The organism is Roseovarius sp. MBR-51 (genome assembly GCF_053628575.1).
In genome coordinates, this window is the sequence record NZ_JBRJGQ010000014.1 from 42,213 (window position 1) to 68,920 (window position 26,708).

Consider the following 26,708-nt stretch of genomic DNA (forward strand, 5'->3'; position numbering starts at 1 on the left):
CATTCATTATTCGGCAGCTTGTTTCGCACTCCCGACGGCCCCAGAGTCCATGATCCGGGCCAAGTCTTCGCCATCATATCCCAGCACTTCGCGCAGGATCTCTTGGGTGTGTTCCCCCAACAGCGGCGAGCGCGTCACCTCAACCGAACTGTCCGATAGCTTGATCGGACAACCAACTGTCGTGTAGCGACCCCGCGTTGGGTGATCGACGTCGACGATCGTCCCGGTCTTGCGCAGGCCTTCGTCTTCCATGATCTCCTTGGTCGACAGGATCGGACCTACGGGAATGTCATGCGGGTTGCAGATGTCCATCACCTCGAACTTGGTCTTGGTCATGGTCCATTCTTCGATCCGCGCAAAAATCGCGTCGAGCTTGTCCAACCGGTCGGCCGGGGTGCCATAGCCGGGCGCAGTCTTCCAATCCGGCTCGCCAATGACGTCGCAAACCTTCTCCCAGACAGCCGCCTGCGTGATGAAATACGTGTAGGCGTTGGGATCGGTCTCCCAGCCCTTGCATTTCAGGATGCGGCCGGGCTGACCGCCACCGGAATCGTTGCCCGCGCGCGGCGTGGCATCGCCAAACGGAATGCCTGCGCCATACTGTGAATATTCGGTCAGCGGCCCGACCTGCAAACGCTGCTGATCGCGCAGCTTGACGCGGCAGAGGTTGATCACCCCATCCTGCATCGGTGCCAAAACCTTTTGACCCCGGCCCGAACGCTCGCGCTGATAGAGCGCGGTCACGATGCCCAATGCCAGATGCAGACCCGTGCCGCTGTCGCCAATCTGCGCGCCCGTCACGAGCGGCGGACCGTCAAGAAAGCCAGTGGTCGAGGCCGCGCCACCCGCGCATTGCGCGACGTTCTCATAGACCTTGCAATCCTCGTATTTGCCGGGGCCAAACCCCTTGACCGAGGCCATGATGATGCGCGGATTGATCTCTTGAATCCGCTCCCAGCTAAAACCCATCCGGTCCAGAGCACCGGGCGCGAAATTCTCGACCAGCACGTCGCAGGTCTCGATCAGGCGCGTCAGCACCTCCTTGCCCGCTTCGTTCTTGGGGTTGAGCTCAATCGAGCGCTTGTTGTGGTTGAGCATGGTGAAATAGAGGCTGTCCGCGCCGGGCACGTCCACCAGTTGCTTGCGCGTTGCATCACCGACACCGGGACGCTCCACCTTGATCACATCCGCACCGAACCACGCCAAGAGTTGCGTGCAGGTCGGGCCAGATTGCACATGGGTGAAGTCGAGGATCTTGACGCCTTCAAGAGCTTTCATAGGGTTCTCCATCTTCTGAGCTGCGTGGGCTGGTTGCCCACGCCCCAGTTTCGTTCTGTGTTCAGTCTTTGCGCGCTTGCGGATAGAGGCGTTGCGCCACCACCGATTGCGGGTTGAGGTTGCCGATGTTGCCGCTTTCCTTGCCCGCTGCCGGGTCAATGATCGCGTTGATCAACGTCGGTTTGCCGCTCTCGAGCGCCTCATAAACCGCCTTGCGCAGTTCATCCGGCGAGCGGGCGATGACACCCACGCCACCAAAGGCCTCGATCATCATGTCATAGCGCGACCCTTTGACAAAAACCGTGGTCGCGGGATCGTCACCGCCGCCCCAGTTCTCACCATCGCCGCGATAGATGCCGTCATTGTTGAACACGACCGTGCAAATCGGCAGGTTGTAGCGGCAGACCGTCTCGATCTCCATCCCGCAGAAGCCAAAGGCGCTGTCGCCCTCGACCGCCAGCACACGCTTGCCGGTCTCGATGGCCGCTGCGATGGCCGAACCCATGCCGATCCCCATAACACCCCAGGTGCCCACGTCGATCCGGTGACGCGGCTTGTGGATGTTGACGATCGAGCGGCACATATCGAGCGTGTTGGCCCCCTCGTTGACGAGGATCGTGTCGGGATTGTCGTTGATCGCATCTTTGATCACCCCGAGCGCGCCGTGATAATCCATCGGATCGTTGTTGTTGCGCAGCCGCGCATCCATCTTTTCCATATTGGCCGTGGCCTTGGAATTCACCGCATCCAGCCACTCTTTCGGCGGGGCGATCCCGGCCCCGTCCATGGCTTTGAGCAGCGCCTCACAGCAAGACCCGACGTCGCCCACAATGGGGGCCGCGATCTCGACGTTGGAATCCATCTCCTCGGCCTCGATATCCATCTGGACAAAGCGTTTTGCCCCCGGCTCGCCCCACTGCTTGCCCTTGCCGTGGCTGAGCAACCAGTTGATCCGCGCGCCCATCATGATGACCACATCAGAATCCTTGAGCACCATCGACCGCGCGGCGGCGGCACATTGCGGATGGGTGTCGGGCAACAGACCCTTGGCCATCGACATCGGCAGGAACGGATAGCCGGATTTTTCCACCAATTCGCGGATCAGGTCGTCACATTGGTCATAGGCTGCACCCTTGCCCAGCACGATCAGCGGGCGTTTCGCCGTCTTCATGACCTCGATGGCGCGATCAATCGCTGATTTCGCCGGGATCTGCCGCTGCGCCGGCTCGATCACCTTGACCAGCGACCGTGCGCCCTCGGCCGCATCCATCACCTGCCCCAACATCGCGCCGGGAATATCAAGATAGACGCCACCGGGCCGCCCCGAAATCGCCGAGCGGATGGCCCGCGCCACCGCAATGCCGATATCCTGCGCATAGGTCAGACGGTAGGACGCCTTGCAAAACGGCCGCGCCATAGCCAATTGGTCCATTTCCTCGTAATCGCCTTGGGCAAGATCCACGATCTCCCGCTCGGACGAGCCGGAAATCAGGATCATCGGCCAGCAGTTCGTGGTCGCATTCGCAAGCGCCGTGAGACCATTCATGAAACCGGGGGCCGAAACGGTCATGCACACACCCGGCATCTTGGTCAGAAATCCCGCAACCGAGGCCGCATATCCCGCATGCTGCTCGTGCCGGAACGAAATCACCCGCATGCCTTGACCCTGCGCATAGCGCCCCAGATCGGTAATCGGAATGCCGGGCACGTTGTAAATCGTCTCGATCCCGTTGAGTTTGAGCGCATCAATCAGAAGGTGAAAACCGTCTGTGAGGCTATTGATATCCACCTCTGACCCTGTGTTGGCCGATGCGTGTGCGCTGGCGAGTGCCATGTAGTTCCTCCCGTTTCAATTCTGCCTCGCCCCGCGATCCTCAGCGGTTACAGGCGTGATAGCTAGGCCGTGTTCAAAGCTGCGTTGCGGGTCAGTTCCAGCCTGCCCCATGTTTTGCGAATGTGCTGATGCAGTTGCATCGTGTGCTCTCGCACCCGTTCGGCTGCCTCATCGGCATCGCGACGCTCCAACGCCTCGATAATTTCCGCATGATCGACGACCGACCGCTTGACGCGATCCCCCTCCCACATCGACCGCAGGCGCACCGCCTGAATATGCAGAAACAATCCCTCCGCCATGCTCTTGAGCAATGCACAATGGGATATCTCCAGAATGTGCAGGTGGAACTTCAGGTTATCGTCAGAATATTCCGCAATCCGCGTCGCTGACAGCTCATCATTGTATTTCGAGGCGATCTTGCGCAGCATCGCGATCTCTATGTCGGTTGCCGCAGTCGCCGCCAGACGCGCCGCCATGCTCTCCAAAGCCGCCCAGGCGATGATCATCTCCAGGATCTCTTCTAGGCTCTTGCGTTGGACATAGACCCCCTTGCGCGGAACCACCGTCACCAATCCATCCGCCTCGAGCCGGGCAATCGCATCGCGAAGCGGCGTACGCGAGATGTTCAACTGCTCGGCCAGCGAGCGCTCATCGAGCCGCAGATCGGCATTCTGATCATAGATGTCCATTTCCAAGATCGCTTCTCGCAGACGGTCGTAGACATGGTCCTTGAGCGTGAATTTTGACGCGATCGGGCGTAGCTTCATGTTATCCCTCCAATGCGCCCGTGCCCTTCGGCGGCCATGCTCGCTTCTGTGGTATACCATAGACCAGCATATCAGGTCGGGCAAATCGTTTTTTGAAAATTCGTCGCCGCAGGTGCATCATACGCGCGCCGAACCCCTGCCGATAGCGTTGTTTCTCCAGCACAATTCGCACAGCCAGCGGGCGTTAGGCGCAGATCGCAGGGATGGAACCATGAGTGACCATAAACCATTGTTATATTTTAATTTATTCAAAAAATCTACAAGCAGCCAGAGAAAATGATCTCCCGCGAATCACATCCAGCTTGTTGCGGTGCAGCATTCTCATTCCCCTCCGGAACCTGAGTCGCGCCACTTAATACGCGACCCTGACTCTACTCGCGAAAATGCCGGGTTGCTGGGTAAAATCAACTGTGGTATTTGGAATACCACAAGAATGAACACCACATTTAGTGGACCAAAACAGAGGGGCCGACCATGCTTATCCGTGCCGCCGACAGCGCGCTCGTGATCATCGACATGCAAGAGCGGCTCGTCCCCGCGATGCAGGCCCCCGCCCGTACGATTCGCAACGCCCGCACCCTGATGGCCTGCGCTCAGGAATTGGGTGTGCCGGTGATGATGACAGAACAGTATCCCACTGGCTTGGGCAAAACCGTGCCAGACCTGAAACCGGGACCGGACACCACCGTGCTCAGCAAAATGCATTTCTCTTGCATGGAAGACGCCGATTTCGCGGCGCATTTCCGGGGCTTGGGGCGCAAGCAGGCCGTGCTCGCCGGGATGGAGGCACATGTCTGCGTTCTGCAAACCGCCGCCAGCCTGATCGAAGAGGGGTATGAGGTCTTTGTCGTCTCCGACGCCACCGCATCCCGCACCCTCGAGAGCGAAAAGGCCTGCATCGCCCGGCTCAGCGCTGCGGGCGCAGGGATCGCCACCACGGAAATGGTGGTGTTCGAATGGCTTGGCCGGGCCGGAACCCCGGCTTTCAAGAAACTGTTGCCACTGATCAAATGACGGCCCCGGTCGTTTTACCCAAGGGAGGAAGAGCGTGAACATCCACGAATATCAGGCAAAGGCCCTGTTGCGCAGTTACGGCGCACCGGTCAGCGAAGGCCGCGTCGTTTTGCGCGGTGAAGAGGCCAAGACCGCCGCAGGCGCGCTCGATGGCCCCGTATGGGTGGTCAAGGCCCAGATCCACGCCGGTGGTCGCGGCAAGGGCAAGTTCAAGGAGGCGGGCGCCGGGGAAAAAGGCGGGGTTCGCATCGCCAAATCGGTCAACGAAGCTGCCGAAGAGGCCAAGCGCATGCTCGGCCGCACCCTGGTCACGCATCAAACCGGCCCAGCGGGCAAGCAGGTCAACCGTATCTATATCGAAGACGGCTCCAGCATCGAGCGCGAGCTTTACCTTGCCCTGCTGATCGACCGCCAGACCAGCCGCATCAGCTTTGTCTGCTCGACCGAAGGCGGCATGGATATCGAAGAGGTGGCCGCCGAAACGCCCGAGAAGATCCTCAGTTTCGCCGTTGACCCCGCCACCGGCTACATGCCGTTCCACGGTCGGCGCATCGCCTTTGCATTGGGATTGACCGGCGGTCAGATCAAACAATGCGTGTCGCTGATGGGCATCCTCTACCGCGCCTTTGTCGAAAAGGACATGGAGATGCTGGAAATCAACCCGCTCATTGTCACCACCAGCGGCGACCTGATGGTCCTCGATGCCAAGCTCGGCTTTGACGGCAATGCCGTCTACCGCCACCCTGACATCGCAGAGCTGCGCGACACCTCGGAAGAAGACCCCAAGGAACTGGAAGCGTCGAAATACGACCTCAACTATATCGCGCTCGATGGCGAGATTGGCTGTATGGTCAACGGCGCTGGCCTCGCGATGGCGACGATGGACATCATCAAGCTCTATGGTGCCGAGCCTGCCAATTTCCTCGACGTGGGCGGCGGCGCGACCAAGGAAAAGGTCACCGAGGCGTTCAAGATCATCACCTCTGATCCGCAAGTCAAAGGCATCCTCGTCAACATCTTCGGCGGCATCATGCGCTGCGATGTGATCGCCGAGGGCGTGGTGGCTGCGGTCAAGGAGGTCGGCCTCAAGGTGCCGCTCGTGGTCCGTCTCGAAGGCACGAATGTCGAAAAGGGCAAGGAGATCATCAACACCTCCGGCCTCGACGTCATCGCCGCCGACGACCTCAAGGACGGCGCGCAAAAGATCGTCAAGGCCGTGAAGGGCTAATGCCGTAGGGTGCGCCGCTCGTGCGCACCTCCCCCGCGATTTCATTACAGGAGAACGCCAAAATGGCAGTCCTCGTCGACAAACATACCCGCGTGATCTGTCAGGGCCTTACCGGCTCGCAGGGCACATTCCACTCTGAACAGGCCATCGCTTACGGCACCAAGATGGTCGGCGGCGTCACCCCCGGCAAGGGCGGCACGACGCATCTCGACCTGCCCGTGTTCAACTCGGTGCATGAGGCCAAGCATGTGACAGAGGCCAATGCCTCCGTCATCTACGTGCCGCCGCCCTTCGCCGCCGACAGTATCCTTGAGGCGATTGATGCCGAGATGGAGCTCATTGTCTGCATCACCGAAGGCATCCCGGTGCTCGACATGATGCGCGTCAAGCGGGCGCTGGAGGGCAGCAAATCGCGCCTCATCGGTCCGAACTGCCCCGGCATCATCACGCCCGACGCCTGCAAGATCGGCATCATGCCCGGCCATATCCACCGGCGCGGCAGCGTCGGCGTGGTCAGCCGCTCGGGGACCCTCACCTATGAGGCGGTCAAGCAGACCTCGGACGTGGGCCTTGGCCAATCGACTTGCGTCGGCATCGGCGGCGACCCGATCAAGGGCACCGAACATATCGACGTGCTCGAATGGTTCCTCGCCGATGACGAGACGCAGTCGATCATCATGATCGGCGAGATCGGCGGAAGCGCGGAAGAAGAAGCGGCGCAGTTCCTCAAAGACGAGGCCAAACGCGGGCGCAAGAAACCCGTCGCAGGCTTTATCGCCGGCCGCACCGCCCCGCCGGGCCGCCGCATGGGCCACGCCGGCGCCATCGTCGCAGGCGGCAAAGGCGACGCCGAGAGCAAGATCGAAGCCATGAAATCCGCCGGCATCACCGTCGCCGAAAGCCCCGCTGGTTTGGGCGAGGCCGTGCTCAAGGCGATTGGCCGGTAAATCCGACCTTTGCCAAGACATGCGGAGGCGTTGACTCGATTTGGGCTGTGGTATACCAAGAACCATAGCCATAGAGGAGACGCCTCCCATGTTTCTCGCCGAATATCAGTCCAAGGAATTGCTCGCGCAATACGGGGTCCACGTCCCCGAAGGACGCCCAGCGCGCACACCGGACGAGGCGCAACGCCTCTGCAAGGAAATCGACGCGCGCAAATACGTGGTCAAGGCGCAGATCGGCGCGGGCGGGCGTGGTCTCGCCGGGGGCATCCGATTTGCGGCCACCCCCTCTGCCGTGGCCGACGAGGCCCGTCGCCTGCTTGGCGCCACCCTCGTGACCGATCAGACCGGACCCGCGGGCGAGACCGTGACCCTCGTGCAGATCGAGGCCGCCATCGACATCGCCCAAAGCTGCTTTGTCGCCATCGCCCTTGACCCCGAGACGGGCCAACCCATGCTCTTGGCCTCCGGTGCAGGCGGCGTGGAATTCGAGCAACGCGCCCGCATGGACGAGGATACCGCCCAAAGCTGTCCACTTCCCCCGGAGAGTCCCGAGAGCCGCACGGCGCTTGCGACCTTCCTGTCCGGCGTTGGCATCACCGAGGCACAAGAGGCCGCGATCACCGCGATCTTTGCCGCGCGCCTCGCCTTTACCGAAAACGACATGACACTGATCGAGATCAACCCCTTTGCCCGCACCGGCGATGGCCGCTGGATGGCGGTTGACGCCAAGGTGGCGATTGATCCCAACGCCGGCTTTCGCCGCCCAGAATTTGCATCGATGGTGGCGGATCGCCCGGCCCCTGCCGATGAACTTGCCGCGCAAAAACACAACATCAACCTCGTTCGGCTCGAGGGCAACATCGGCGTTGTGGCCAATGGCGCAGGGCTGGGCCTTGCCACCAATGACCTGATCATGGACGCAGGCGGCAAGGCGGCGAATTTCATGGACATCCGCACAACGGCCAGCAGCATGGATGTGGCGCGCGGGGTTGAGATACTGCTCGCCGATGATCGCGTGACCGCGATCCTGCTCACGATCCACGGCGGCGGCATGACCTCTGCCGACACGGTGGCCGAAGGTGTCAACTTCGCCTATGCTAAGGCCACGCGCAAGCTGCCGGTGATTGCCTATATCTCGGGCAAACATGCCGATTGGGGCCACCGCATCCTGCGCGAACGCAAAGTCCCGGTCGAGAGTTGCGACACACTGTCGGCGGCGGTCGGGCGGGTGGTAGAGCTGGCAGGCCAGAGGAGGGCACGCTGATGGCGATCTTTGTCAATTCCGAAACACGGCTCATTGTGCAGGGCATGACCGGGCGCTCCGGCACCTTCTACACCGATGAGTCGATGCGCTATGGCACGACATGTGTCGGCGGCGTCCGTCCCGGCAAGGGCGGTGCGCGGCATCTTGGCCTGCCTCTCTTCAACACCGTGCGAGAGGCAGTTGACGCGACCGAGGCCAACGCCAGCCTCGTGATCGTGCCAGCCCCTCAGGCCGGGGCCGCGATGATCGAGGCGATCGAGGCCGGGATTGGCACCGTCGTCTGCGTGACCGAGCGCGTGCCACAGCATGACATGAGCCGGGTCAAACAGGCGCTTGCAGGCACCGACACCGTGCTCATCGGCCCCAATTCCCAAGGCATCCTGACACCCGAGCAATGCAAGATCGGCGTCATGCCCACCGGCAACGCCAAACCCGGTCATATCGGCATCGCGTCGCGTTCGGCCTCACTCACCTCGGAAATCCTTGCGCAATGCAGCAAGGCGGGGCTAGGCCAATCGACCACCGTCGGCATTGGTGGCGACACGCTGCATGGCGTGGGCTTCGTCGAGTGCCTCAAGGCATTCCGCGACGATCCCGAGACCGAGGCGGTCGTGCTGATCGGCGAGATCGGCGGACGCGCCGAGGAAGAGGCCGCCGCCTATCTCGAATCGGTCGATTATGGCAAGCCGGTGGTGGCCCTCGTGGTCGGACGGCACGCGCCGCGCGGTCGCCGGATGGGCCATGCCGGCACGCTCTCGGTTCTGGGAGGTGGCACGGCAGCGGATAAGATCGCCCGCCTGCGCGCCGCCGGGGTCGAGATTGCAGCCCATGCCGATGACGTTGTTGCCGCCGTGGCGCGCGCGACCGCCAAAGCTCCGCAAAAGGCTGCCGCCCGATGAGCGGTTTGCCTGAGACAATGTCTGTCGTCGAAATGACCGCCCCCGGCGGCCCTGAGGTGCTGATCCCCGGCACCCGCCCCCTGCCCGCCTGTGGCGCAGGTGAGGTGCTGATTCGCGTCACCGCCACCGGCGTGAACGGCCCGGACATGGTGCAGCGGCGCGGGCATTATCCCCCACCCAAGGGGGCCTCGGACCTGCTCGGGCTCGAGGTCTCGGGCGAGGTGGTGGCCTGTGGCGACAATGTATCCCAATGGACCCCCGGAGACCGCATCTGTGCGCTGACCAATGGCGGCGGGTATGCCGAATTCGTGGCCGTGGATGCCAGCCACTGCCTGCCCATCCCGCATGGTGTGGACGAGGTCGAGGCGGCTGGCCTGCCCGAAACCTTCTTTACCGTCTGGAGCAACGTGTTCCTGGATCACGCCTTGCCCAAGGACGGCATCTTCCTCGTGCATGGCGGCGCGGGCGGCATCGGATCAACGGCGATCCAATTGGGCAAGGTTATGGGACTGACCGTGCTGACCACGGTGGGCGATGCCAACGCCGCCGAATTTGTTACCTCTCTGGGGGCCGACCGCGCCATCAATTTCCGCAGCGAGGATTTCGTGGCCCTCACCCGAGAGGCGGGCGGGGCCGACATAATTCTCGACATCATTGGCGGCGACTATGTGGCGCGCAACATCAAGGCCGCACGCCATGATGCGCGGATCATCCAACTGGCCTTCAACATGGGCTCGAAGGTCGAGATTGATCTCATGCCGGTGATGCTCAAACGCCTCAGCTATACCGGTTCCACCCTGCGCTCACGCCCCGAGAGCTTTAAGACGCAGGTGGCCGAGGCGCTGCGCGAAACGGTCTGGCCCTTCTTTGCCAGCGGCAAATTGCGCCCGGTAACGCACCGGGTTCTACCCATGGCCAAAGCGGCAGAGGCGCATCGCCTGATGGAAGCGGGCGAACATCACGGCAAAATTCTGCTGCGCCCCTGACGGGGTATCGCTGTGAGGTAATGGGCCTGTTGCTGACATTGACCTCTAGTGGTGAGCCGCGCGGGGCCCGTCCGCCGGGTGGGCGCTGGGACCTTATCGGCTGGCACTTTATGCCTGTAAAATACTTTCGCGTTATCAGTGTGTTGAGACCTCGCAAAAGCGCCCGCCCGAGCGAGCGGACGGGCGCTGCGCGGCGGCGCTACGCGCCTTGACTCCGCGCTTAGGTGCTCTGGGCCAAGGTCAGCAACAGGCCAAAACCTGCCGCCGTGCCGCCTTCGCCTCAGCCCAGCGCCACCGCCCGCAACTCCTCGTCCACATGCGGCAGATACTGCGCGAAATTCTCGGCGAACATCGCCACCAGTTTCGCCGCCTGCGCATCATAGGCCGCCGGATCATTCCATGTGCGGCGCGGCTCAAGCAGAACATCCGCCACGCCCGGCACCGACACCGGCACGTCAAAGCCAAAGTTCGCATCCTTGCGGAACTCAACCCCGTTCAGCGATCCATCAAGCGCAGCGGTCAAGAGCGCGCGCGTCGCCTTGATCGGCATCCGCGATCCGGTGCCATAGGCCCCGCCGGTCCAGCCCGAATTCACCAACCAGCAGGACGCGCCCTGGCTCTCGATCTTGGCGCGCAGGAGGTTGCCGTAAACTTCCGGGCGGCGCGGCATGAAGGGGGCACCGAAACAGGTGGAAAACACCGGCTGCGGCTCGGTCAGGCCCCGCTCGGTCCCGGCCATCTTGGCGGTAAAGCCCGACAGGAAATGATACATCGCCTGCGCCGGGGTCAACCGCGCGATCGGCGGCAACACGCCAAACGCATCACAGGTCAGCATCACCACATTGCGCGGATGTCCCGCAAGCCCGGTGGCCGAAGCATTGGGAATATAATCCAGCGGATAGGCGCAGCGCATATTCTCGGTGAGGCTCGAATCCTCATAGTCCAATTCGCGCGTCTCCGCGTCATAGACCATATTCTCGATCACGGTGCCGAACATCGAACAGGTGGCATAGATCTCCGGCTCCGCCTCCGGGCTCAGATGGATCGTCTTGGCATAGCATCCACCCTCGAAATTGAACGTGCCCTTATCGGACCAGCCATGCTCGTCATCGCCCAGCAAAGTCCGGTTGGGATCGGCCGAAAGCGTGGTCTTGCCCGTGCCCGACAGACCAAAGAACACCGCCGCATCCTCGGGGTCGTCCTTGGCATGGTTGGCCGAGCAATGCATCGGCATCACGCCCTTTTCGGGCAGCAGGTAATTCATCAGGCCAAAGATGGATTTCTTGTTCTCACCCGCGTATTCCGTATTGCCGATCAAGATCAGCTTCGCGTCGATATTGACCGCGATCACCGTCTCTGACCGGCACCCATGCCGCTCCGGGTCCGCCTTGAACCCGGTGCAGTTGATGACGGTGTAATCCGCCACGAAATGATCCAGCGCCTCGCGCTCCGGGCGGCGCAGCATGTGGCGGATAAAGAGGTTGTGCCACGCCAACTCATTGACCAGCCGCACATTGATGCTGTGCGCGGGGTCCGCACCCGCGATCAGATCCTGCACAAACACTTCGCGCCCCGCCAGATAGGCGAGCATGTCTTTGTGCAACTGCTCAAAATGCTCCGGCGACATGGCTAGGTTGTTGTCCCACCAGATCGTGTTTTCCGTGGTGGGCGTGCGGACCGTGAACTTGTCCTTGGGCGAGCGGCCCGTGAATTCGCCAGTGCTGACCAACAAAGTGCCGCCCTGCCCCAATTCCCCCTCGCCGCGCTGCACCGAGGCCGCGACCAACGCAGGTTCCATCAGGTTGTAATGGACCTTGCCCAGCCCCGAAATCCCCTGATCTTCCAACCGAAAGCTCGGATTGACCCGTCCTGCTGTCATGTCTCTCTCCCTTTTGGGCGTGGGCGCCCTACTCTGTTCGAACCCGCCATCGCGGCGCATTGGTGTCTGGTATTCCAGCCTGACACGGATTCGCAACCCGCAAACAAGCCCGTTTTTCCAAGTTAGCGCAATCACTTGGCAGGAATCCACAATGCTGCAAGTGCAAACACCCGCCGCCTCCCGTCAATTCGAGTTTTCCGCACATATACAGCAAAACAATTCGTTTTCAAAAACTCTGCATTCATGTCAGCCTGATGAGGCCGCACTCACAGGCAAAGGACATGACCATGCACCCCAATAGCCCCTCCCCCGTCGACAGAGCTGGCTTTGTCAGCGCCATGCGTCAGGTCGCAGCCTCGGTGACGGTGGTCACGACCGATGGGCCGATGGGCCGTTTCGGGGCCACGGTCAGCGCCTTTGCCTCGGTCTCCGCCGATCCGCCCTCGGTCCTCGTTTGCCTGCATGGCGAGAGCCGCATCGCCCGCGCCGTGGCCGCCAATGGCCGCTTTTGCGTCAATATCCTGCCCGAAGGCAGCACCGACATCGCCGACCGCTTTGCCGGGCGGCATGACGGCTGGATCACCGACCGTTTTTCCGGCATCGACTGCTACGGCACACCGGGCACCGCCCCCCTGCTCGAAGGGGCCACGGGTTTTGCCTGCGACATGGCGCAAAGCGTGCCCTCTGGCAGCCATCTCATCGTCATCGGCACTGTCACCAGCGTGTTTGACGCAGGGGCCGCGCCGCTCGCGTGGCGCGACGGCGGCTATCACCGGGTTGTCCCCAACGACACCGCCCGCTGTGCTGCGGAATAAGGGGCCTGTGATGACCACGCACTATCAAATGCTGATCGACGGCGCTTGGGTCGATGCCTCGGACGGTGGCCGGTTTGACACCTTCAACCCCGCCACCGGCGAGGTTTGGGCCACCGCCCCCGAGGCGACCGAGGCCGACGTGACCCGCGCCGTTGAGGCCGCGCATCGCGCCTGCTACGACGGCCCGTGGTCGCGCATGACCCCCACCGCGCGCGGCCAATGTCTGCGCCGCTTGGGCGATCTTCTGGCCGAGCACAGCGAACACTTGGGCGAAATCGAGACCCGCGATTCCGGCAAGATGTTCAAGGAAACCCGCTGGCAGGCCAAATATATCGCCGAATTCCTCCAGTTCTACGCCGGGGCCGCCGACAAGATCACCGGCGAAACCCTCCCCATCGACAAGCCGGATATGTTTGTCTTTACCCACCGCGAACCCTTGGGCGTGGTGGCTGCCATCGTGCCGTGGAACAGCCAGCTTTTCCTGACGGCGGTCAAACTCGGCCCGGCCTTGGCCGCAGGCAATACCCTCGTGCTCAAGACCTCGGAACACGCCCCCGCCGTGATCCTCGAATTCGGGCGGTTGATCGCCGAGGCAGGCATCCCCGACGGCGTCGTCAATATCGTCACCGGCCATGGCGACCCTTGCGGTCGCGTGCTCACCTCGCATCCGCTTGTGGCGAGGATCAGCTTCACCGGTGGGCCGAAGGCGGCGCGCCATGTCCTCACGAACTCCACCCAGAATTTCGCGCAGGTGAGCCTTGAGTTGGGCGGCAAATCCCCCTTTGTCGTCTTTGCCGATGCCGACATCGAAAGTGCCGTGAACGGCGCGGTCGCGGGCATCTTCGGCGCCTCCGGCCAAAGCTGCGTCGCAGGCTCGCGTCTGATTGTGCATGAGGATATTGCCGACGATTTCCTCACCCGCCTCAGCGCCATCGCCCGCAGCATCCGCATCGGCGATCCGATGGACGAGGCCACGCAGATGGGCCCCCTCTGCACCCGCGCGCAACTGGATCATATCGAGCGCGAGGTGGCCCATGCCCAGACCCAAGGCGCGCGGCTCATCTGCGGTGGCAAACGGTCTGCGGCGGGCGAGATGTTCTTCGAGCCGACCATCCTCGATTGCCCCTCCCCCGACCTGCGCATCGTCGATACCGAGCTTTTCGGCCCGGTCCTCTCGGTGCTGCGGTTCAAAACCGAGGCCGAGGCGCTGACCCTCGCCAATGGCTCCGAACACGGCCTTGCCGCAGGCGTCTTTACCCGCGACAACGCCCGCGCCCTGCGCCTGTCGCGCGCCCTGCGCGCCGGTATCGTCTGGGTCAACACCTACCGCGCCATCAGCCCGATTGCCGAATTCGGCGGCACGAAATCCAGCGGCTATGGCCGCGAGAGCGGCTTTCAGGCGCTCTATGATTACACACGGCCCAAGACCGTCTGGATGAACATGTCCGACGATCCCATGGCCAACCCCTTTCAAATGCGCTGATCACAGGAGACCGGCATGAAATTCCACCTCGCAATCAATCTCGAACGGCTCGATCCTTCGGCGGATATGAAGGCGCTGCGCGACCATACCCTCGAAATGGTCCAAATGGCCGAGGCGGGCGGCTTTGAAATCGCTTGGGCGGCCGAACATCACGCGCTGGAAATGACCATCGCCCCCAACCCCTTTCAGATCCTGACATGGTGGGGCGAGCATACCAGCCGCATCCGCTTGGGCGTGGGCGTGGTCAACGCCGCCTATTGGCATCCCATCCGCCTCGCCGGTGAGGCCGCGATGCTCGATCTCCTGAGCGATGGGCGGCTCGAATTCGGCATCGGCTCGGGCGCCTATCAGCGCGAGTTTGACCGTATGATGCCCGGTCTCGCTCAGCCCGATAGCTGGCGCTACATGCAGGAATCGCTGCCCGTGGTGCAACGCCTCTGGGCGGGCGACTATGCCCATGACGGCGAATACTGGCAGTTCCCAACCGCCACCTCCTGCCCCAAACCGGTGCAACAGGAGGTGCCAATCTGGGTCGCCGCCCGCGCGCCCATCACCTTTGATTACGCGGTCGAGCATGGCTGCGACATCATGAGCTGGCCGCTCACCATGCCCTTCTCCGAGGCCGAGAATTACCGCGCCCGGCTCGACGCCGCGATTGCCAAAAACGGCGGCCGCTATGACGGACGCTGGGCGCTCATGCGCCACACGGCGGTCTATGAGACCGAGGACGACCGGCAGGCGTCCTTGGCCGCGCTGCGCCGCGTGCTGGGTCAATTCGGCAACCTGATGATGAAACGCGGCGAGGTGGTCAATGGCTTCCCCGATCCCGTCCCACTGGCGGAACTCGAAGGCAACGCCCGCACCGACCCCGCCATGCTCGAGGAAAATCTCGCCTTCGGCAGCCCCGACACCGTGGCCGATAAAGTCCGGCAATACGAGGCGCTTGGCGTCGATGCCTTCATCTACTACGCCTCGATGGGGCTGGATATGGAGCGCCAGAAACGCTCGCTGCAACTCTTCATCGACAAGGTGATGCCGCAGTTCGCAAACCAGAGCATCGCCGCCGCAGAGTGATCCGCAAAGGCGGGTTTATAAGGCAAAAAGGGGGGAAAGTGGCGCGGTTGACGGGGCTCGAACCCGCGACCCCCGGCGTGACAGGCCGGTACTCTAACCAACTGAGCTACAACCGCGCGTGGGAGGCTGCATAAGCGCCCCCCGCGCGCCCGTCAATCCCAAAATCGTCAATCCAGAGCTTGGCCAGAGCTTGGCCAGAGCTTGGCCAGAGCTTGGTCAGGTCGGCTCTCTCAGACCCAATCCCCCAAACCAATCCCCCCCAAACACAAAGGCCCCCGCGATAGCGGGGGCCTTTGATGTCTGCGGTGGCGCGGTTGACGGGGCTCGAACCCGCGACCCCCGGCGTGACAGGCCGGTACTCTAACCAACTGAGCTACAACCGCCCGCAGCACGCTTGGGGTCAGCCCCAAACGTTCCGCGCTTCTATGACGGGTCCGCCCCCCCGTCAAGCGCTGGCATGAGGAAATTTCAACTTTCCTGATGCCCGTTACGCCCGCCAAAACGTGATGCGAAACTCACCCGAAAGGTTTGATTTTCGCGGCCAGCCTTGCCACAGTCGCAGCACCCCTCGCGGAGAGATGTCCATGCGGCCCGTTCTGCTCTCGATCCTGTGCCTTCTGCTCGCCACCCCCGCCGGGGCCGCGCCCACGGGCACGTTTCGCCATGCCCATAACGTGGGCTTCGGCGCACAATCGAGCCTCGATCCCGCCTCCAAGGGCCGGGTGCTCCAGATCATCGAGAAAATCCAGAGCCGCCTCGTGCGCCCCGGTCGCGGCGGCAAGCCCGCGCCGGACCTCGCCACCTCCTGGACCCCTAACGCCGATGGCACGCTCTGGACCTTTCAGATCCGCGATGGTGTGCTCTTTCACGACGGTAGCCCGCTCGATGCGGGCGACGTGGTCTATTCGATCAAGCGCGTCATCGACCCCGATTACGGCAGCCCGGCCCGCGCGGCGGTCAAGATGATCACCCGCATCACCGCCACCGGACCGCTCAGCGTCGAAATGCAGCTCGACTCGCCCTTTGCCGACCTGCCGCTGCAATTGATGGACCCCCGCCTGCGCATCATCCCCCAAGACTCGGGCGACACCATCGACCAGAGCGGCATCGGCACCGGACCCTTCAAGGTCGAGAAATTCGACCCCGATGGCATCACCGTGCTCATCGCCAATGAGGACTATTGGGAAGGGCCGCCAAGGCTGGAACGGATCGAGGTCATCGGCGTGCCCGATGCGCAGGCCCGGCTTCAGGCCTTTCTCAGCGGGCAATTGGACATGGAACGCGGCATCGTCCCGCTCTTGCGTCGGGCGCTGGACAAATCGCTGCATTATCAATTACTGGAAATTCCCACCGGCAACTGGATGGGACTGGCCTTTCGTACCGATGTGCCGCCGTTTGACGATCCCCGCGTGCGTCAGGCGCTGCGCCTCACCGTGGACCGCGACGAGATGCTGCAACTGGCCCTCGATGGTGGCGGGGTGATTTCCTGCGACACGCCCGTGGCCCCCAATGACCAATACCGCGCCGAGATGGAGTGTCCCGCTGATCCAGAGCGCGCCCGCGCCCTTTTGACCGAGGCGGGATACCCGGATGGGCTCGACATTGATGTGCATGTCTCAGTGCTCGATCCCAGTTGGCCGGTGATCGGCGTTACCTTTCAGGAACAGGCGGCGCGGGCGGGGATCCGCGTCAACCTGATCAACGCCGCCGCCGATGGTTACTGGTCGAATGTCTGGATGAAAAAGGACGCCTTCAGCACCTCTTGGGGCGAGCGCCCCGCCGATCAGGCCCTGAATGAGGCATTTCACTCCTCTGCCAAATGGAACGAGACCCATTACACCAGCCCCGATTTCGACCGGCTGATCGAAACCGCCCGGGCCGAGCTTGATTTCGAGCGTCGGCGCGCGCTCTATATCGAGGCACAGGAATATCTGGCGATGAATTCGGGCACGCTCATTCCCTTTCACGTCACGCAACTGGTGGTGCTCTCCAACCGCGTGACCCATTTCGATCCGGTGCCCAACGATGCGCTGCGGTGGCACCTGGTGACGGTGGTGGACTGAGGGGGGATTTTCGCGGTCATCCGCAGCACTCACCTCCACGCGGAATCAAGGCGCGTAGCGCCGCCTGAGTCTCCCCTCAATACGTCCCCGCCACATATTTCGCGATGGCCCCACCGCGCGAATTCACATCGAGCTTCTGGTAAATCGCCTTAAGGTAATACTTGACCGTATTCTCCGAGAGCCCCAGCCGCGCCGAAATCTGGAAATTCGTCAGCCCATCCACCAAGAGCCCCAATATCTCATGCTCGCGCCGGGTCAGGGAATCGCCCTGCTCGCCCATCAACCGCTTGAGAATCTCCACTGGCAGGATGCTATGCCCCTCGACCAGATGGCCCAAAACGCGCGGCAGGCTGGTCAAAACCTGCCCCATCATGCAGACCGAATGCGCGCCCGCCTTCACCGCCGTGCGGATGAATGCGAACTCGGCCTCTTCGGCCACCACCACCACCATCACACGCGGATGATCGCGCCGCAGCATCTCCAGCACCCGGCCTAAATCAGCATCCGCGAGCCGCACCCCCAGAACAAGGATCACCCGCCCCGGCCGCTCGCCCAGCGCCTTGCGCAGGCTTGCAAGGTCCGTGGCGAACGGGCCCAGACGCACCTCCGCAATCTGCGCCACCAATGATCCCAACCCCTGACAGACAATCGCCTGCCGGTCGGCCACGATCACCTCGGGCACGTCCAATTTTGCGTCCTCCAAGGTCGCCTCTTCCATATCGCGCACGGGCTCCTCCTCCTGCCCCTTTATACAAGACCAAGGAACGTCCTGAAATCAAACGATTTTTTAGGATGCAACGGCATACCGCCAATCCACCACCGGGTAGGCTGCCCCTACCCACCGGGGCAATCAGCCCCTCGCATAGCCGCGCTTTTCCATGCGCGCGGGCATTACGCCATGTCCGCGCCCCCCGCATAAAGGGCCAAGCCTGAAGGAGGACAGACATGAACGGCAACCCGCATCTTTTTATTCCCGGACCCACCAATGTGCCTGACGAGGTGCGCCGCGCGATGAACATCCCGATGGAGGATATGCGCGCGCCAGACTTTGGCGATTTCATCCTGCCCCTCCTGTCGGACCTGAAAAAAGCGTTCCGCCTGACCCATGGCCGCGTCTTTGTCTATCCGACCTCCGGCACCGGCGCATGGGAGGCCGCGATTTCCAATACGCTCAACACCGGCGACCGCGTGCTCATGTCGCGTTTCGGTCAGTTTTCAATGCTTTGGGTCGATATGGCCGAGCGTTTGGGCCTCGACGTGGACCTCTGCGAGGTGGACTGGGGCAAGGGCGTGCCGGTTGAGGACTACGCCGCGAAACTCGCCGCCGACAAGGCGCACAAGATTAGGGCCGTCTTTGCCACCCATAACGAGACCGCGACCGGCGTCACCTCCAACATCGCCGCCATTCGTGCGGCCCTTGACGCGGCAAACCACCCCGCGCTCCTCTTCGTGGATGGTGTCAGCTCCATCGGCTCGATTGAATTCGAGATGGAGGATTGGGGCGTCGACCTCGCCGTCGCAGGCTCGCAAAAGGGCTTCATGCTGCCCGCCGGTCTGGGCCTCTTGGGCGTCAGCGACAAGGCGCTCGCCGCCCATGAGCGTGCCAAAATGCCGCGCTGCTACTTCAGCTTTGCCGACATGATCAAGCTGAATGACACCGGCTATTTCCCCTATACCCCGGCCACGCAACTCCTTCGTGGCCTCCGCTGCTCGCTCGACATGCTGCTCGCGGCTGGGATGGAGAGTGTGTGGGACCGTCACCACCGCCTCGCCACCGGCGTGCGCGCCGCGATTGCCGAATGGCAGGGCTGCCGCCTCGTGGCCCATGGCCCGGAATGGCACTCCGACACCGTGTCGGCCATCTACACGCCCGAGGGCGTCGATGCCCGCGACGTCATCGCCACCGCCTATCACAAATACCAGACCTCGCTCGGCTCGGGCCTCGCCAAACTCGCAGGCCGCGCCTTCCGCATCGGTCACTTGGGCTCGCTCAACCCGGTGATGCTCTGCGGTGCGATTTCCGCCGCCGAAATGGCGCTCTGCGATGCCGGGGCTGCGATTGAACCGGGCTGCGGTATCGCTGCCGCACAGGAACATTTCCGTGCCTCCACCCCCACCCGGCAGGTGCGCGTCGCATCCGCCCGCGCCGCCTGATCGGGGACTTACATGAGCTACACGCTTCACCCGCTGAAAAAGCAACGCCTGCAACGCTCGGAACTCGCCGTGCCCGGCTCCAGCCCGTCGATGATCGACAAGGCGGCGGATTCGGACGTCGATTACATCTTCTTTGACCTTGAGGATGCCGTCGCCCCCCCCGACAAAGTGCAGGCCCGCGCCAATATCATTCAGGCGCTCAATGACATCGACTGGAAAGCCAAGGGCAAGACCATCTCCATCCGCATCAACGGGCTCGATACCCATTACATGTATCGCGACGTGGTCGAGATTGTGGAACAGGCAGGTCAGCATCTTGACACCATCCTTGTCCCCAAGGTGGGCGTGCCCGCCGATCTCTACACCGTCGAAACCATGGTCAGCCAGATCGAGACGGCAATGGGCTTTACCCACCGCATCGGCCTTGAGGCGCTGATTGAAACCGCCCTTGGCATGGCCAACGTCGAGGCGATCGCCGCGGCCCCCGGACGGCTCGAAGCGCTGCATTTCGGCGTCGCGGATTACGCCGCTTCAAACCGCGCCCGCACCGTGGTGATCGGCGGCCTCAACCCCGATTACCCCGGCGACCAATGGCACTTCGCGCTCAGCCGCATGACCGTCGCCTGCCGCGCCTATGGCCTGCGCGCCATCGACGGCCCGTTCGGCGATTTCTCCGACCCCGACGGCTACACGCTCTCAGCAAAACGCGCCGCCACCTTGGGGATCGAGGGCAAATGGGCCATCCACCCCAGCCAGATCGCGCTCGCCAATGATGTCTTCTCGCCCCCCGAGTCCGAAGTCACCCGCGCCCGCCGCATCATCGAAGAACTGCGCAAGGCCGAAGCCCAAGGCAAAGGCGCCGCCAGCCTCGACGGCAAGATGATCGACGCGGCATCCGAGCGTATGGCCAACAACGTCATTAGCGTCGCCGACGCCATCGCCGCCAAAGGCTAAGAGGCCAACCCAATAAGGCCAACCAACACAGGGAGGACTACAAAAATGGATATCCACGAATTCCAGGCCAAGGAACTCTTGAAACGCTTTGGCGTGCAGGTGCCGCGCGGCGGCATCGCCTATAGCCCCGAACAGGCGGTCTACCGCGCCTCCGAGCTTTCCGGCGACCGTTGGGTGGTCAAGGCCCAGATCCACTCCGGCGCACGCGGCAAGGCAGGCGGCGTGCGCATCTGCAAGAACGAGACCGAGATTTCCGAGGCCGCGCAATGGATGCTGGGCCGTATGCTCGTGACCCATCAAACCGGACCCCAAGGCAAACTCGTGAGCCGCCTCTATATCGAAGAGGCCACCAGCATCGCGCAGGAAATCTATCTGGCCTTCGTGATGGACCGCAAGGAAGAGCGCGTCGTCGTCGTGGCCTCCGGTCAGGGCGGCATGGAGATCGAGGAAATTTCCGCGCAGGAACCCGAATCGATCATTCGCTCCGTGGTCGATCCGGCGGTGGGGATGCAGGCGTTTCAGGCGCGCGAAATCGCCTTTTCCTTGGGTCTTGACGCCGCCCTCATCCCGCAGGCGGTCAAGACCATCATCGGCTGTTACAAAATGATGGAGGAAACCGACGCCAATATGGTGGAAATCAACCCGCTCGTCGTCACCACCTCGGGCGAAATCATGGCGCTAGATGCCAAGGTCAGCTTTGACGATAACGCCCTCTTCCGCCGTCCCGAAATCTCGGAACTCCGCGACAAGAGCCAAGAAGACTCCCGCGAAACCTTCGCCTCTGACCGTGGCCTCAATTATATCGGTCTCACCGGTGAAATCGGGTGTATCGTCAACGGCGCGGGCCTCGCCATGGCCACGCTCGACATGATCAAGATGGCAGGCGGCGAACCGGCCAACTTTCTCGACGTGGGCGGCGGCGCCAGCCCCGAGCGCGTGCTCATGTCCTTTCGCGCCGTGCTCAACGACCGCAATGTCGAGGCGATTCTCGTCAATATCTTTGCAGGCATCAACCGCTGCGACTGGATCGCCGAGGGCGTCATCCGCGCGGTGCGCGAATTGAACCTCACCCTGCCCCTCGTCGTTCGCCTCTCAGGCACCAATGTCGAAGAGGGCCGCAAGCTGATCGCCGAAAGCGGCCTGCCGATCCTGACCGCCGAAACCCTCGCCGAAGCCGCCGATCTCGTGGTCCGCGCCTGGTCCGACACGAAAAACACCGTCAAGGGAGCCGCATGATGGCCATTATCATCGACAAGAACAGCCGCGTTCTCGTGACCGGCCTCACGGGCCGCATCGGCAGCTTTCATACGCAGGACATGATCAATCACGGCACCAACGTCGTGGGCGGCGTGACCCCCGGCAAGGGCGGCACCAAGCACAACGGCTTGCCCGTGTTCAACACCGTCAAAGGGGCCGTGGCCGAAACCGGCGCCGATCTCGTGATCTGTTTCGTCCCGCCCCCCTTTGCCGCCGACAGCATCATGGAGGCCGCAGATGCCGGCATCACCACTTGCGTCTGTATCGCCGACGGCATCCCCGCCAGCGACATGATCAAGGTCAAGCGCTACATGCGCCGCTACAAGGCGGAAAAGCGGATGCGCCTCATTGGCCCCAACTGCGCGGGCATCATCACCCCCGGTCAGGCCTTTGCCGGTCTGATGCCGCCGCATATCTACAAACCCGGTCGCGTGGGGATCATCGGGCGCTCAGGCACGCTTGGCTACGAGGCCGCCAGCCAGATGAAAGAGCGCGGAATCGGTGTATCCACCTCGGTGGGCATCGGAGGCGATCCGATCAACGGCTCCTCCTTCCGCGACATTCTGGAGTTGTTCGAGAATGACGAGGGTACCGACGCCGTGGTCATGGTCGGCGAAATCGGCGGCCCGCAAGAGGCCGAAGCCGCCGCCTATATCCGCGACCACATGACCAAGCCCGTGGCCGCCTATATCGCCGGTCTCTCCGCCCCCAAAGGGCGGCGTATGGGCCATGCCGGGGCCATCGTCTCGGCCTTCGGCGAATCGGCGCAAGAAAAGGTCGAGATCCTCTCCGAGGCGGGCGTCACCATCGTCCCGACCCCCTCCTCCTTTGGCGACGTGGTCGAGCGCATGGTCGCCTGAAACCCGTCCCTCCGGGGTCGCCTGTCCCTGCGGGCGGCCCCACCGGAATTTGCGTACAAAACGCGCGTACAAAATGAACATCCTGTACACGCTTGCCCTGTCTCGCACCCCACCCTAGGCTGCGCCGAACCCCAGCCAAAGGTGCCCTATGCGCGCAGCCCTCCTGACCCGCTACAATACCCCCACCGAAATCACCGAAGTGCCCGATCCCGAGTGTCCCCGCGACGGCGCGGTGATTGCCGTGCGCGCCTGTGGCGTCTGCCGCTCAGACCATCACGCGTGGAAAGGGGCCGATCCCGATGTCATCCTGCCGCATGTCATGGGGCATGAATTCGCGGGCGAAGTCCTTGAAATCGGGCCAGAATGTCGGGCCTTTGCAGTGGGCGACCGGGTCACGGCGCCCTTTATTCTTGGCTGCGGCACCTGCCCCGATTGCCGGGGCGGCGAGCCCACAATCTGCAATCACCAACAGGTCATCGGCTTTACCGGATGGGGCGCTTTCGCCGAACGCCTCGCCATCCCGCGCGCCGATTTCAACCTTGTGCATTTGCCCGACACCATGGGTTTTGCCGCCGCCGCGGGCATGGGCTGCCGCGTCACCACCGCCTTTCGCGCTGTAGTGGATCGTGCAAAAACTCAACCAGGTGAATGGCTTAGCGTCCATGGTTGCGGCGGTGTCGGCCTCTCGGCCATCATGATCGGCGCGGCAATCGGGGCCCGTGTTCTGGCCGTGGACGTCAACCCCGAGGCCTTGCGCATCGCAAAAACCCTCGGCGCAAACCTCACTCTTGATGCCAGCCAAACCCCGGATGTGGGTGCTGCGGTCCGCGACCTGACCGAGGGCGGCGCGCATGTGTCCCTCGACGCGCTCGGCATCACCGACACATTCCACAACTCATTGAAAAGCCTTCGAAAACTTGGGCGTCATGTGCAAATCGGCATGCCCCTTGGCCACCACGCGACCCCCGAATTGCCGCTGCTGGAGCTGGTCTATTCCCGCCAAATCACCCTCCACGGCACCCGTGGCATGGGGGCTGACCGCTTTGCCGCCCTCTTCGCCATGATCTCCGCCGGGCACCTTGACCCCGAACGCCTGATCACCAAACGCATCGGATTGTCAGGCCTGAATGACGCCCTTGCCGCTATGGACGGCTTTCAAGGCTACGGCGTCACCGTGGCGGACCAGCTAAGCGCCTGATTCGCCATAGTTTCGCCACAATTGCGCCCTAGCTGCGCCGTGAAACTTACCGATCCTGTAAGGATAACCAAAGGTCAGGCCGTTCAAGGCTTGCCACCCCATAATGGAGCAGTCCCATGCCACAGGCCACCCCCCCGAAGTCCGGGGCCAAATCCGCGCCCCCGCAATCCGCGCCCCGACCGCAACCTACGCCCATTACGGCACCGGTCTATCAGGATTACGCCAGCATCTGAGTAATGAAAAAGGCCGCATCCCAATGGGATACGGCCTTTTCCTAATCCATCACTTCAAGATCAGCCGACCAGTTCGAGACCCGAAAAGAAATAGGCAATCTCGACCGCCGCAGTCTCGGGCGCATCCGAACCGTGGACCGAATTCTCACCGACCGACTCGGCGAATTCCGCGCGGATCGTGCCGGCGGCTGCATCCGCAGGGTTGGTCGCGCCCATCACTTCGCGGTTCTTGGCGACAGCGCCTTCACCTTCCAGAACCTGCACCACAACCGGGCCGGATGCCATGAATTCGCACAGTTCGCCGTAGAACGGCCGTGCTTTGTGCACCGCGTAGAAAACACCCGCCTGCTCCGGCGTCAGTTGAATGCGCTTTTGCGCAACAATGCGCAGACCCGCATCTTCGAACTTGGCATTGATCTTGCCGGTCAGGTTGCGCTTGGTCGCGTCGGGTTTGATGATGCTCAGCGTGCGTTCAACAGCCATTTCAGCCTCTTTTCCGTAGGTTTCACCGGCCCGGCCCCTTGCCCGACCGCGTTTTGTCGCGGGTCCGATAGCATGCGCACCGCCCCTTGAAAAGCCGCGATTGACGGCGGCGCGCACATACGGCATGCGGGGGGCCATGTTGCACATTGATGATATCACCTATTCGGTCGCGGGCCGTACCCTGATCGACAGCGCCTCCGCCAGCATCCCCGACGGCCACAAGGTTGGCATCGTGGGCCGCAATGGCACGGGCAAGACCACCCTCTTTCGCCTGATCCGGGGCGAATTGGCGCTGGAGGGCGGGAGCATCAGCTTGCCCTCGCGCGCGCGCATCGGCGGCGTGGCCCAAGAGGTGCCGGGAAACGAGGTTTCCTTGCTGCAAACCGTGTTGAGCTATGACACGGAACGCACTGAACTCATGGAAGAATCCGAGCGCTCGACCGATGGCGCACGGATCGCAGAAATCCAGACGCGGTTGGCCGATATCGACGCGTGGTCAGCCGAGGCGCGTGCTGCCAGCATCCTCAAAGGCCTCGGATTCACCGACGAAGAACAGCTCATGCCCTGCTCCGCCTTTTCCGGCGGATGGCGGATGCGCGTGGCCTTGGCAGGGGTACTTTTTTCCCAACCCGACCTTTTGCTCCTTGATGAGCCGACCAACTATCTCGACCTCGAAGGCGCGCTGTGGCTGGAAACTTACCTCGCGCGTTACCCGCACACCGTGCTGATCATCAGCCATGATCGCGGGCTCTTGAACCGGGCCGTGGGCTCTATCCTGCACCTTGAGGATAAAAAACTCACGCTTTATCAAGGGGGTTACGAGACTTTCGCGGAAACCCGTGCCGCCCGGCTCGCTGCTGCCGCCTCTGAGGCGAAAAAGCAGGACGCCCGCCGCGCGCATCTCCAGAGCTTTGTCGACCGCTTCCGCGCCAAGGCGAGCAAGGCCGTGCAGGCGCAATCGCGCCTCAAGATGATCGCCAAACTCAAGCCGATCACGACACCGCAAGAGGCGGCGCTGAAGCGCTTTACCTTTCCCACGCCCGAAGAACTCTCGCCGCCCATCCTGCGGATCGAGAGCGGATCAGTGGGCTATGATGGCGTGCCGGTGCTGCGGCGTCTGAACCTGCGGATTGATCAGGATGACCGGATCGCGCTGCTGGGTCGAAATGGTGAAGGAAAATCCACACTTTCCAAGCTATTGGCGGGCAAACTTCAACCGATTGAAGGGCAGTTGCACAAATCCTCCAAACTGCGCGTGGGCTATTTCGCGCAGCATCAGGTCGAGGAATTGCACCTAGATGAAACCCCCATCGACCACATCCGCCGGATGCGTCCCACCGAAACGCCCTCCAAACTGAGGGCGCGTCTGGGGGGATTTGGCATTGGCGCGGAACAGGCGGAAACGCTGGTGGGCAAGCTCTCGGGCGGTCAAAAGGCGCGGCTGTCGCTGATGCTGGCCACGCTCGATGCGCCGCACATGCTGATTCTCGACGAACCGACCAATCACCTTGATATCGAGAGCCGCGAGGCGCTTGTTGAGGCGCTGACCGCCTACAGCGGCGCAATCATTCTGGTTAGCCATGACATGCATCTCCTGGGGCTGGTGGCGGATCGGCTGTGGCTCGTGCGGGGTGGCGAAGTGGCCCCCTACGAGGGCGATCTGGAGAGTTACCGCGCGATGCTGCTCAGCGGTTCGGACACGGAAAAACCAGCCGAAAAACCCAAGGAAATCAAGGTCAAAAGACCCTCGCGCGATGCGATTCTCAAACTGCGGCAGGATGTGAAACGCTGTGAGGAGCGGCTTGAGAAACTACATGGCATGGAAGGGAAGGTCGCCGAGAAACTGGCCGATCCGAAGATCTATGACGATGTCCACGGGCTGACCCAATGGCAAAAGAAATACGCCGAAATCAAGCAGGGTCTGTCTCTGGCAGAAACCCTCTGGATGGAAGCGTTGGAGCGGCTTGAGGCGGCTGAGAGCTGAGGCGCGCCGTACGTTTGTGCGGGCGAACCGTACGTTTCTGAACCCCATTGGCCC

Annotated in this window: 22 protein-coding genes and 2 tRNA genes; 16 read left to right on the top strand and 8 right to left on the bottom strand. The window is 62.5% G+C overall.

The window, feature by feature from the left end:
• Nucleotides 1-6 precede the first annotated feature (6 nt).
• From frc to ACSSVY_RS17830, 3 genes are all read right to left on the bottom strand, one after another.
• Entirely contained in the window at nucleotides 7-1,278 is a 1,272-nt protein-coding gene (gene frc, locus ACSSVY_RS17820; protein ID WP_454270996.1) for a formyl-CoA transferase, read from the bottom strand.
• Nucleotides 1,279-1,339: 61 nt separating this feature from the next.
• Entirely contained in the window at nucleotides 1,340-3,112 is a 1,773-nt protein-coding gene (oxc, locus tag ACSSVY_RS17825; RefSeq protein ID WP_454270997.1) for an oxalyl-CoA decarboxylase, read from the bottom strand.
• 62 nt (nucleotides 3,113-3,174) lie between these two features.
• Nucleotides 3,175-3,879, bottom strand: coding sequence for a GntR family transcriptional regulator (locus ACSSVY_RS17830; RefSeq protein WP_009817980.1), 705 nt, complete (start codon nucleotides 3,877-3,879; stop codon nucleotides 3,175-3,177).
• 474 nt (nucleotides 3,880-4,353) lie between these two features.
• Here ACSSVY_RS17830 and ACSSVY_RS17835 point away from each other — a divergent pair, with 474 nt between their 5' ends.
• The 6 genes from ACSSVY_RS17835 to ACSSVY_RS17860 all read left to right on the top strand — a co-directional run bounded on the left by ACSSVY_RS17835 (nucleotide 4,354) and on the right by ACSSVY_RS17860 (nucleotide 10,217).
• The gene (locus tag ACSSVY_RS17835) at nucleotides 4,354-4,893 is read left to right on the top strand and encodes a hydrolase (protein ID WP_454270999.1); all 540 of its coding nucleotides are present in this window, start codon (nucleotides 4,354-4,356) and stop codon (nucleotides 4,891-4,893) included.
• Nucleotides 4,894-4,927: 34 nt separating this feature from the next.
• Nucleotides 4,928-6,121 (top strand): ADP-forming succinate--CoA ligase subunit beta, encoded by a 1,194-nt coding sequence (gene sucC, locus ACSSVY_RS17840; protein ID WP_454271001.1) that lies wholly within the window; start codon nucleotides 4,928-4,930, stop codon nucleotides 6,119-6,121.
• Between the two features lie 62 nt (nucleotides 6,122-6,183).
• Nucleotides 6,184-7,068 carry a succinate--CoA ligase subunit alpha gene (sucD, locus tag ACSSVY_RS17845; protein WP_296664043.1) on the top strand — a complete coding sequence of 295 codons (885 nt, stop codon included), beginning with the start codon at nucleotides 6,184-6,186 and terminating at the stop codon, nucleotides 7,066-7,068.
• Nucleotides 7,069-7,156: 88 nt separating this feature from the next.
• Nucleotides 7,157-8,332: a succinate--CoA ligase subunit beta gene (locus tag ACSSVY_RS17850; protein ID WP_454271003.1), complete on the top strand. Its 1,176-nt coding sequence runs from the start codon at nucleotides 7,157-7,159 to the stop codon at nucleotides 8,330-8,332.
• The gene (gene sucD / locus ACSSVY_RS17855; RefSeq protein ID WP_454271004.1) at nucleotides 8,332-9,231 is read left to right on the top strand and encodes a succinate--CoA ligase subunit alpha; all 900 of its coding nucleotides are present in this window, start codon (nucleotides 8,332-8,334) and stop codon (nucleotides 9,229-9,231) included. The genes ACSSVY_RS17850 and sucD (ACSSVY_RS17855) overlap by 1 nt, the downstream gene beginning before the upstream one ends.
• A gap of 17 nt (nucleotides 9,232-9,248) precedes the next feature.
• Nucleotides 9,249-10,217: an NAD(P)H-quinone oxidoreductase gene (locus ACSSVY_RS17860; RefSeq protein WP_454271006.1), complete on the top strand. Its 969-nt coding sequence runs from the start codon at nucleotides 9,249-9,251 to the stop codon at nucleotides 10,215-10,217.
• 280 nt (nucleotides 10,218-10,497) lie between these two features.
• Here the strand turns inward: ACSSVY_RS17860 and ACSSVY_RS17865 are convergent, their stop codons facing one another.
• Nucleotides 10,498-12,096 (bottom strand): phosphoenolpyruvate carboxykinase, encoded by a 1,599-nt coding sequence (locus ACSSVY_RS17865; RefSeq protein WP_454271008.1) that lies wholly within the window; start codon nucleotides 12,094-12,096, stop codon nucleotides 10,498-10,500.
• Between the two features lie 254 nt (nucleotides 12,097-12,350).
• Here ACSSVY_RS17865 and ACSSVY_RS17870 point away from each other — a divergent pair, with 254 nt between their 5' ends.
• Genes ACSSVY_RS17870 through ACSSVY_RS17880 form a run of 3 tightly spaced genes read left to right on the top strand, consistent with a single transcriptional unit; the run spans nucleotide 12,351 to nucleotide 15,468 of the window.
• On the top strand, nucleotides 12,351-12,911 hold the full coding sequence (locus ACSSVY_RS17870) for a flavin reductase family protein (RefSeq protein WP_454271009.1): 561 nt from the start codon (nucleotides 12,351-12,353) through the stop codon (nucleotides 12,909-12,911).
• A 10-nt stretch (nucleotides 12,912-12,921) separates the two neighbouring features.
• Nucleotides 12,922-14,394 carry an aldehyde dehydrogenase gene (locus tag ACSSVY_RS17875; protein ID WP_454271011.1) on the top strand — a complete coding sequence of 491 codons (1,473 nt, stop codon included), beginning with the start codon at nucleotides 12,922-12,924 and terminating at the stop codon, nucleotides 14,392-14,394.
• Between the two features lie 15 nt (nucleotides 14,395-14,409).
• The gene (locus tag ACSSVY_RS17880; protein WP_454271012.1) at nucleotides 14,410-15,468 is read left to right on the top strand and encodes an LLM class flavin-dependent oxidoreductase; all 1,059 of its coding nucleotides are present in this window, start codon (nucleotides 14,410-14,412) and stop codon (nucleotides 15,466-15,468) included.
• Between the two features lie 39 nt (nucleotides 15,469-15,507).
• Here the strand turns inward: ACSSVY_RS17880 and ACSSVY_RS17885 are convergent.
• Together ACSSVY_RS17885 and ACSSVY_RS17890 are read right to left on the bottom strand one after the other, a co-directional pair.
• A tRNA-Asp gene (locus tag ACSSVY_RS17885) sits at nucleotides 15,508-15,584 on the bottom strand.
• A gap of 190 nt (nucleotides 15,585-15,774) precedes the next feature.
• Nucleotides 15,775-15,851, bottom strand: a tRNA-Asp gene (locus ACSSVY_RS17890).
• Nucleotides 15,852-16,052: 201 nt separating this feature from the next.
• On the opposite strand from ACSSVY_RS17890, the gene ACSSVY_RS17895 reads away from it, so the two are divergent.
• The gene (locus tag ACSSVY_RS17895) at nucleotides 16,053-17,531 is read left to right on the top strand and encodes an ABC transporter substrate-binding protein (RefSeq protein ID WP_454271014.1); all 1,479 of its coding nucleotides are present in this window, start codon (nucleotides 16,053-16,055) and stop codon (nucleotides 17,529-17,531) included.
• A gap of 76 nt (nucleotides 17,532-17,607) precedes the next feature.
• Here the strand turns inward: ACSSVY_RS17895 and ACSSVY_RS17900 are convergent, their stop codons facing one another.
• Nucleotides 17,608-18,249 (bottom strand): helix-turn-helix transcriptional regulator, encoded by a 642-nt coding sequence (locus tag ACSSVY_RS17900; RefSeq protein ID WP_454271092.1) that lies wholly within the window; start codon nucleotides 18,247-18,249, stop codon nucleotides 17,608-17,610.
• 227 nt (nucleotides 18,250-18,476) lie between these two features.
• On the opposite strand from ACSSVY_RS17900, the gene ACSSVY_RS17905 reads away from it, so the two are divergent.
• From ACSSVY_RS17905 to ACSSVY_RS17925, 5 genes are all read left to right on the top strand, one after another.
• The gene (locus ACSSVY_RS17905) at nucleotides 18,477-19,685 is read left to right on the top strand and encodes a pyridoxal-phosphate-dependent aminotransferase family protein (RefSeq protein ID WP_454271016.1); all 1,209 of its coding nucleotides are present in this window, start codon (nucleotides 18,477-18,479) and stop codon (nucleotides 19,683-19,685) included.
• A 12-nt stretch (nucleotides 19,686-19,697) separates the two neighbouring features.
• Entirely contained in the window at nucleotides 19,698-20,639 is a 942-nt protein-coding gene (locus ACSSVY_RS17910) for an HpcH/HpaI aldolase/citrate lyase family protein (protein ID WP_454271018.1), read from the top strand.
• Nucleotides 20,640-20,684: 45 nt separating this feature from the next.
• A complete protein-coding gene (locus ACSSVY_RS17915; RefSeq protein ID WP_454271020.1) occupies nucleotides 20,685-21,875 on the top strand; it encodes a malate--CoA ligase subunit beta in 1,191 nt (396 codons plus the stop codon).
• The gene (gene sucD, locus ACSSVY_RS17920) at nucleotides 21,875-22,756 is read left to right on the top strand and encodes a succinate--CoA ligase subunit alpha (protein WP_198134887.1); all 882 of its coding nucleotides are present in this window, start codon (nucleotides 21,875-21,877) and stop codon (nucleotides 22,754-22,756) included. The genes ACSSVY_RS17915 and sucD (ACSSVY_RS17920) overlap by 1 nt, the downstream gene beginning before the upstream one ends.
• Before the next feature lie 148 nt (nucleotides 22,757-22,904).
• The gene (locus ACSSVY_RS17925) at nucleotides 22,905-23,954 is read left to right on the top strand and encodes a zinc-dependent alcohol dehydrogenase family protein (protein ID WP_454271022.1); all 1,050 of its coding nucleotides are present in this window, start codon (nucleotides 22,905-22,907) and stop codon (nucleotides 23,952-23,954) included.
• 293 nt (nucleotides 23,955-24,247) lie between these two features.
• Here the strand turns inward: ACSSVY_RS17925 and ndk are convergent, their stop codons facing one another.
• Entirely contained in the window at nucleotides 24,248-24,670 is a 423-nt protein-coding gene (gene ndk, locus ACSSVY_RS17930) for a nucleoside-diphosphate kinase (RefSeq protein ID WP_296629487.1), read from the bottom strand.
• A gap of 136 nt (nucleotides 24,671-24,806) precedes the next feature.
• Between ndk and ACSSVY_RS17935 the strand changes: the two genes are divergently transcribed.
• Nucleotides 24,807-26,654 carry an ABC-F family ATP-binding cassette domain-containing protein gene (locus tag ACSSVY_RS17935; RefSeq protein ID WP_454271094.1) on the top strand — a complete coding sequence of 616 codons (1,848 nt, stop codon included), beginning with the start codon at nucleotides 24,807-24,809 and terminating at the stop codon, nucleotides 26,652-26,654.
• Nucleotides 26,655-26,708 lie beyond the last annotated feature (54 nt).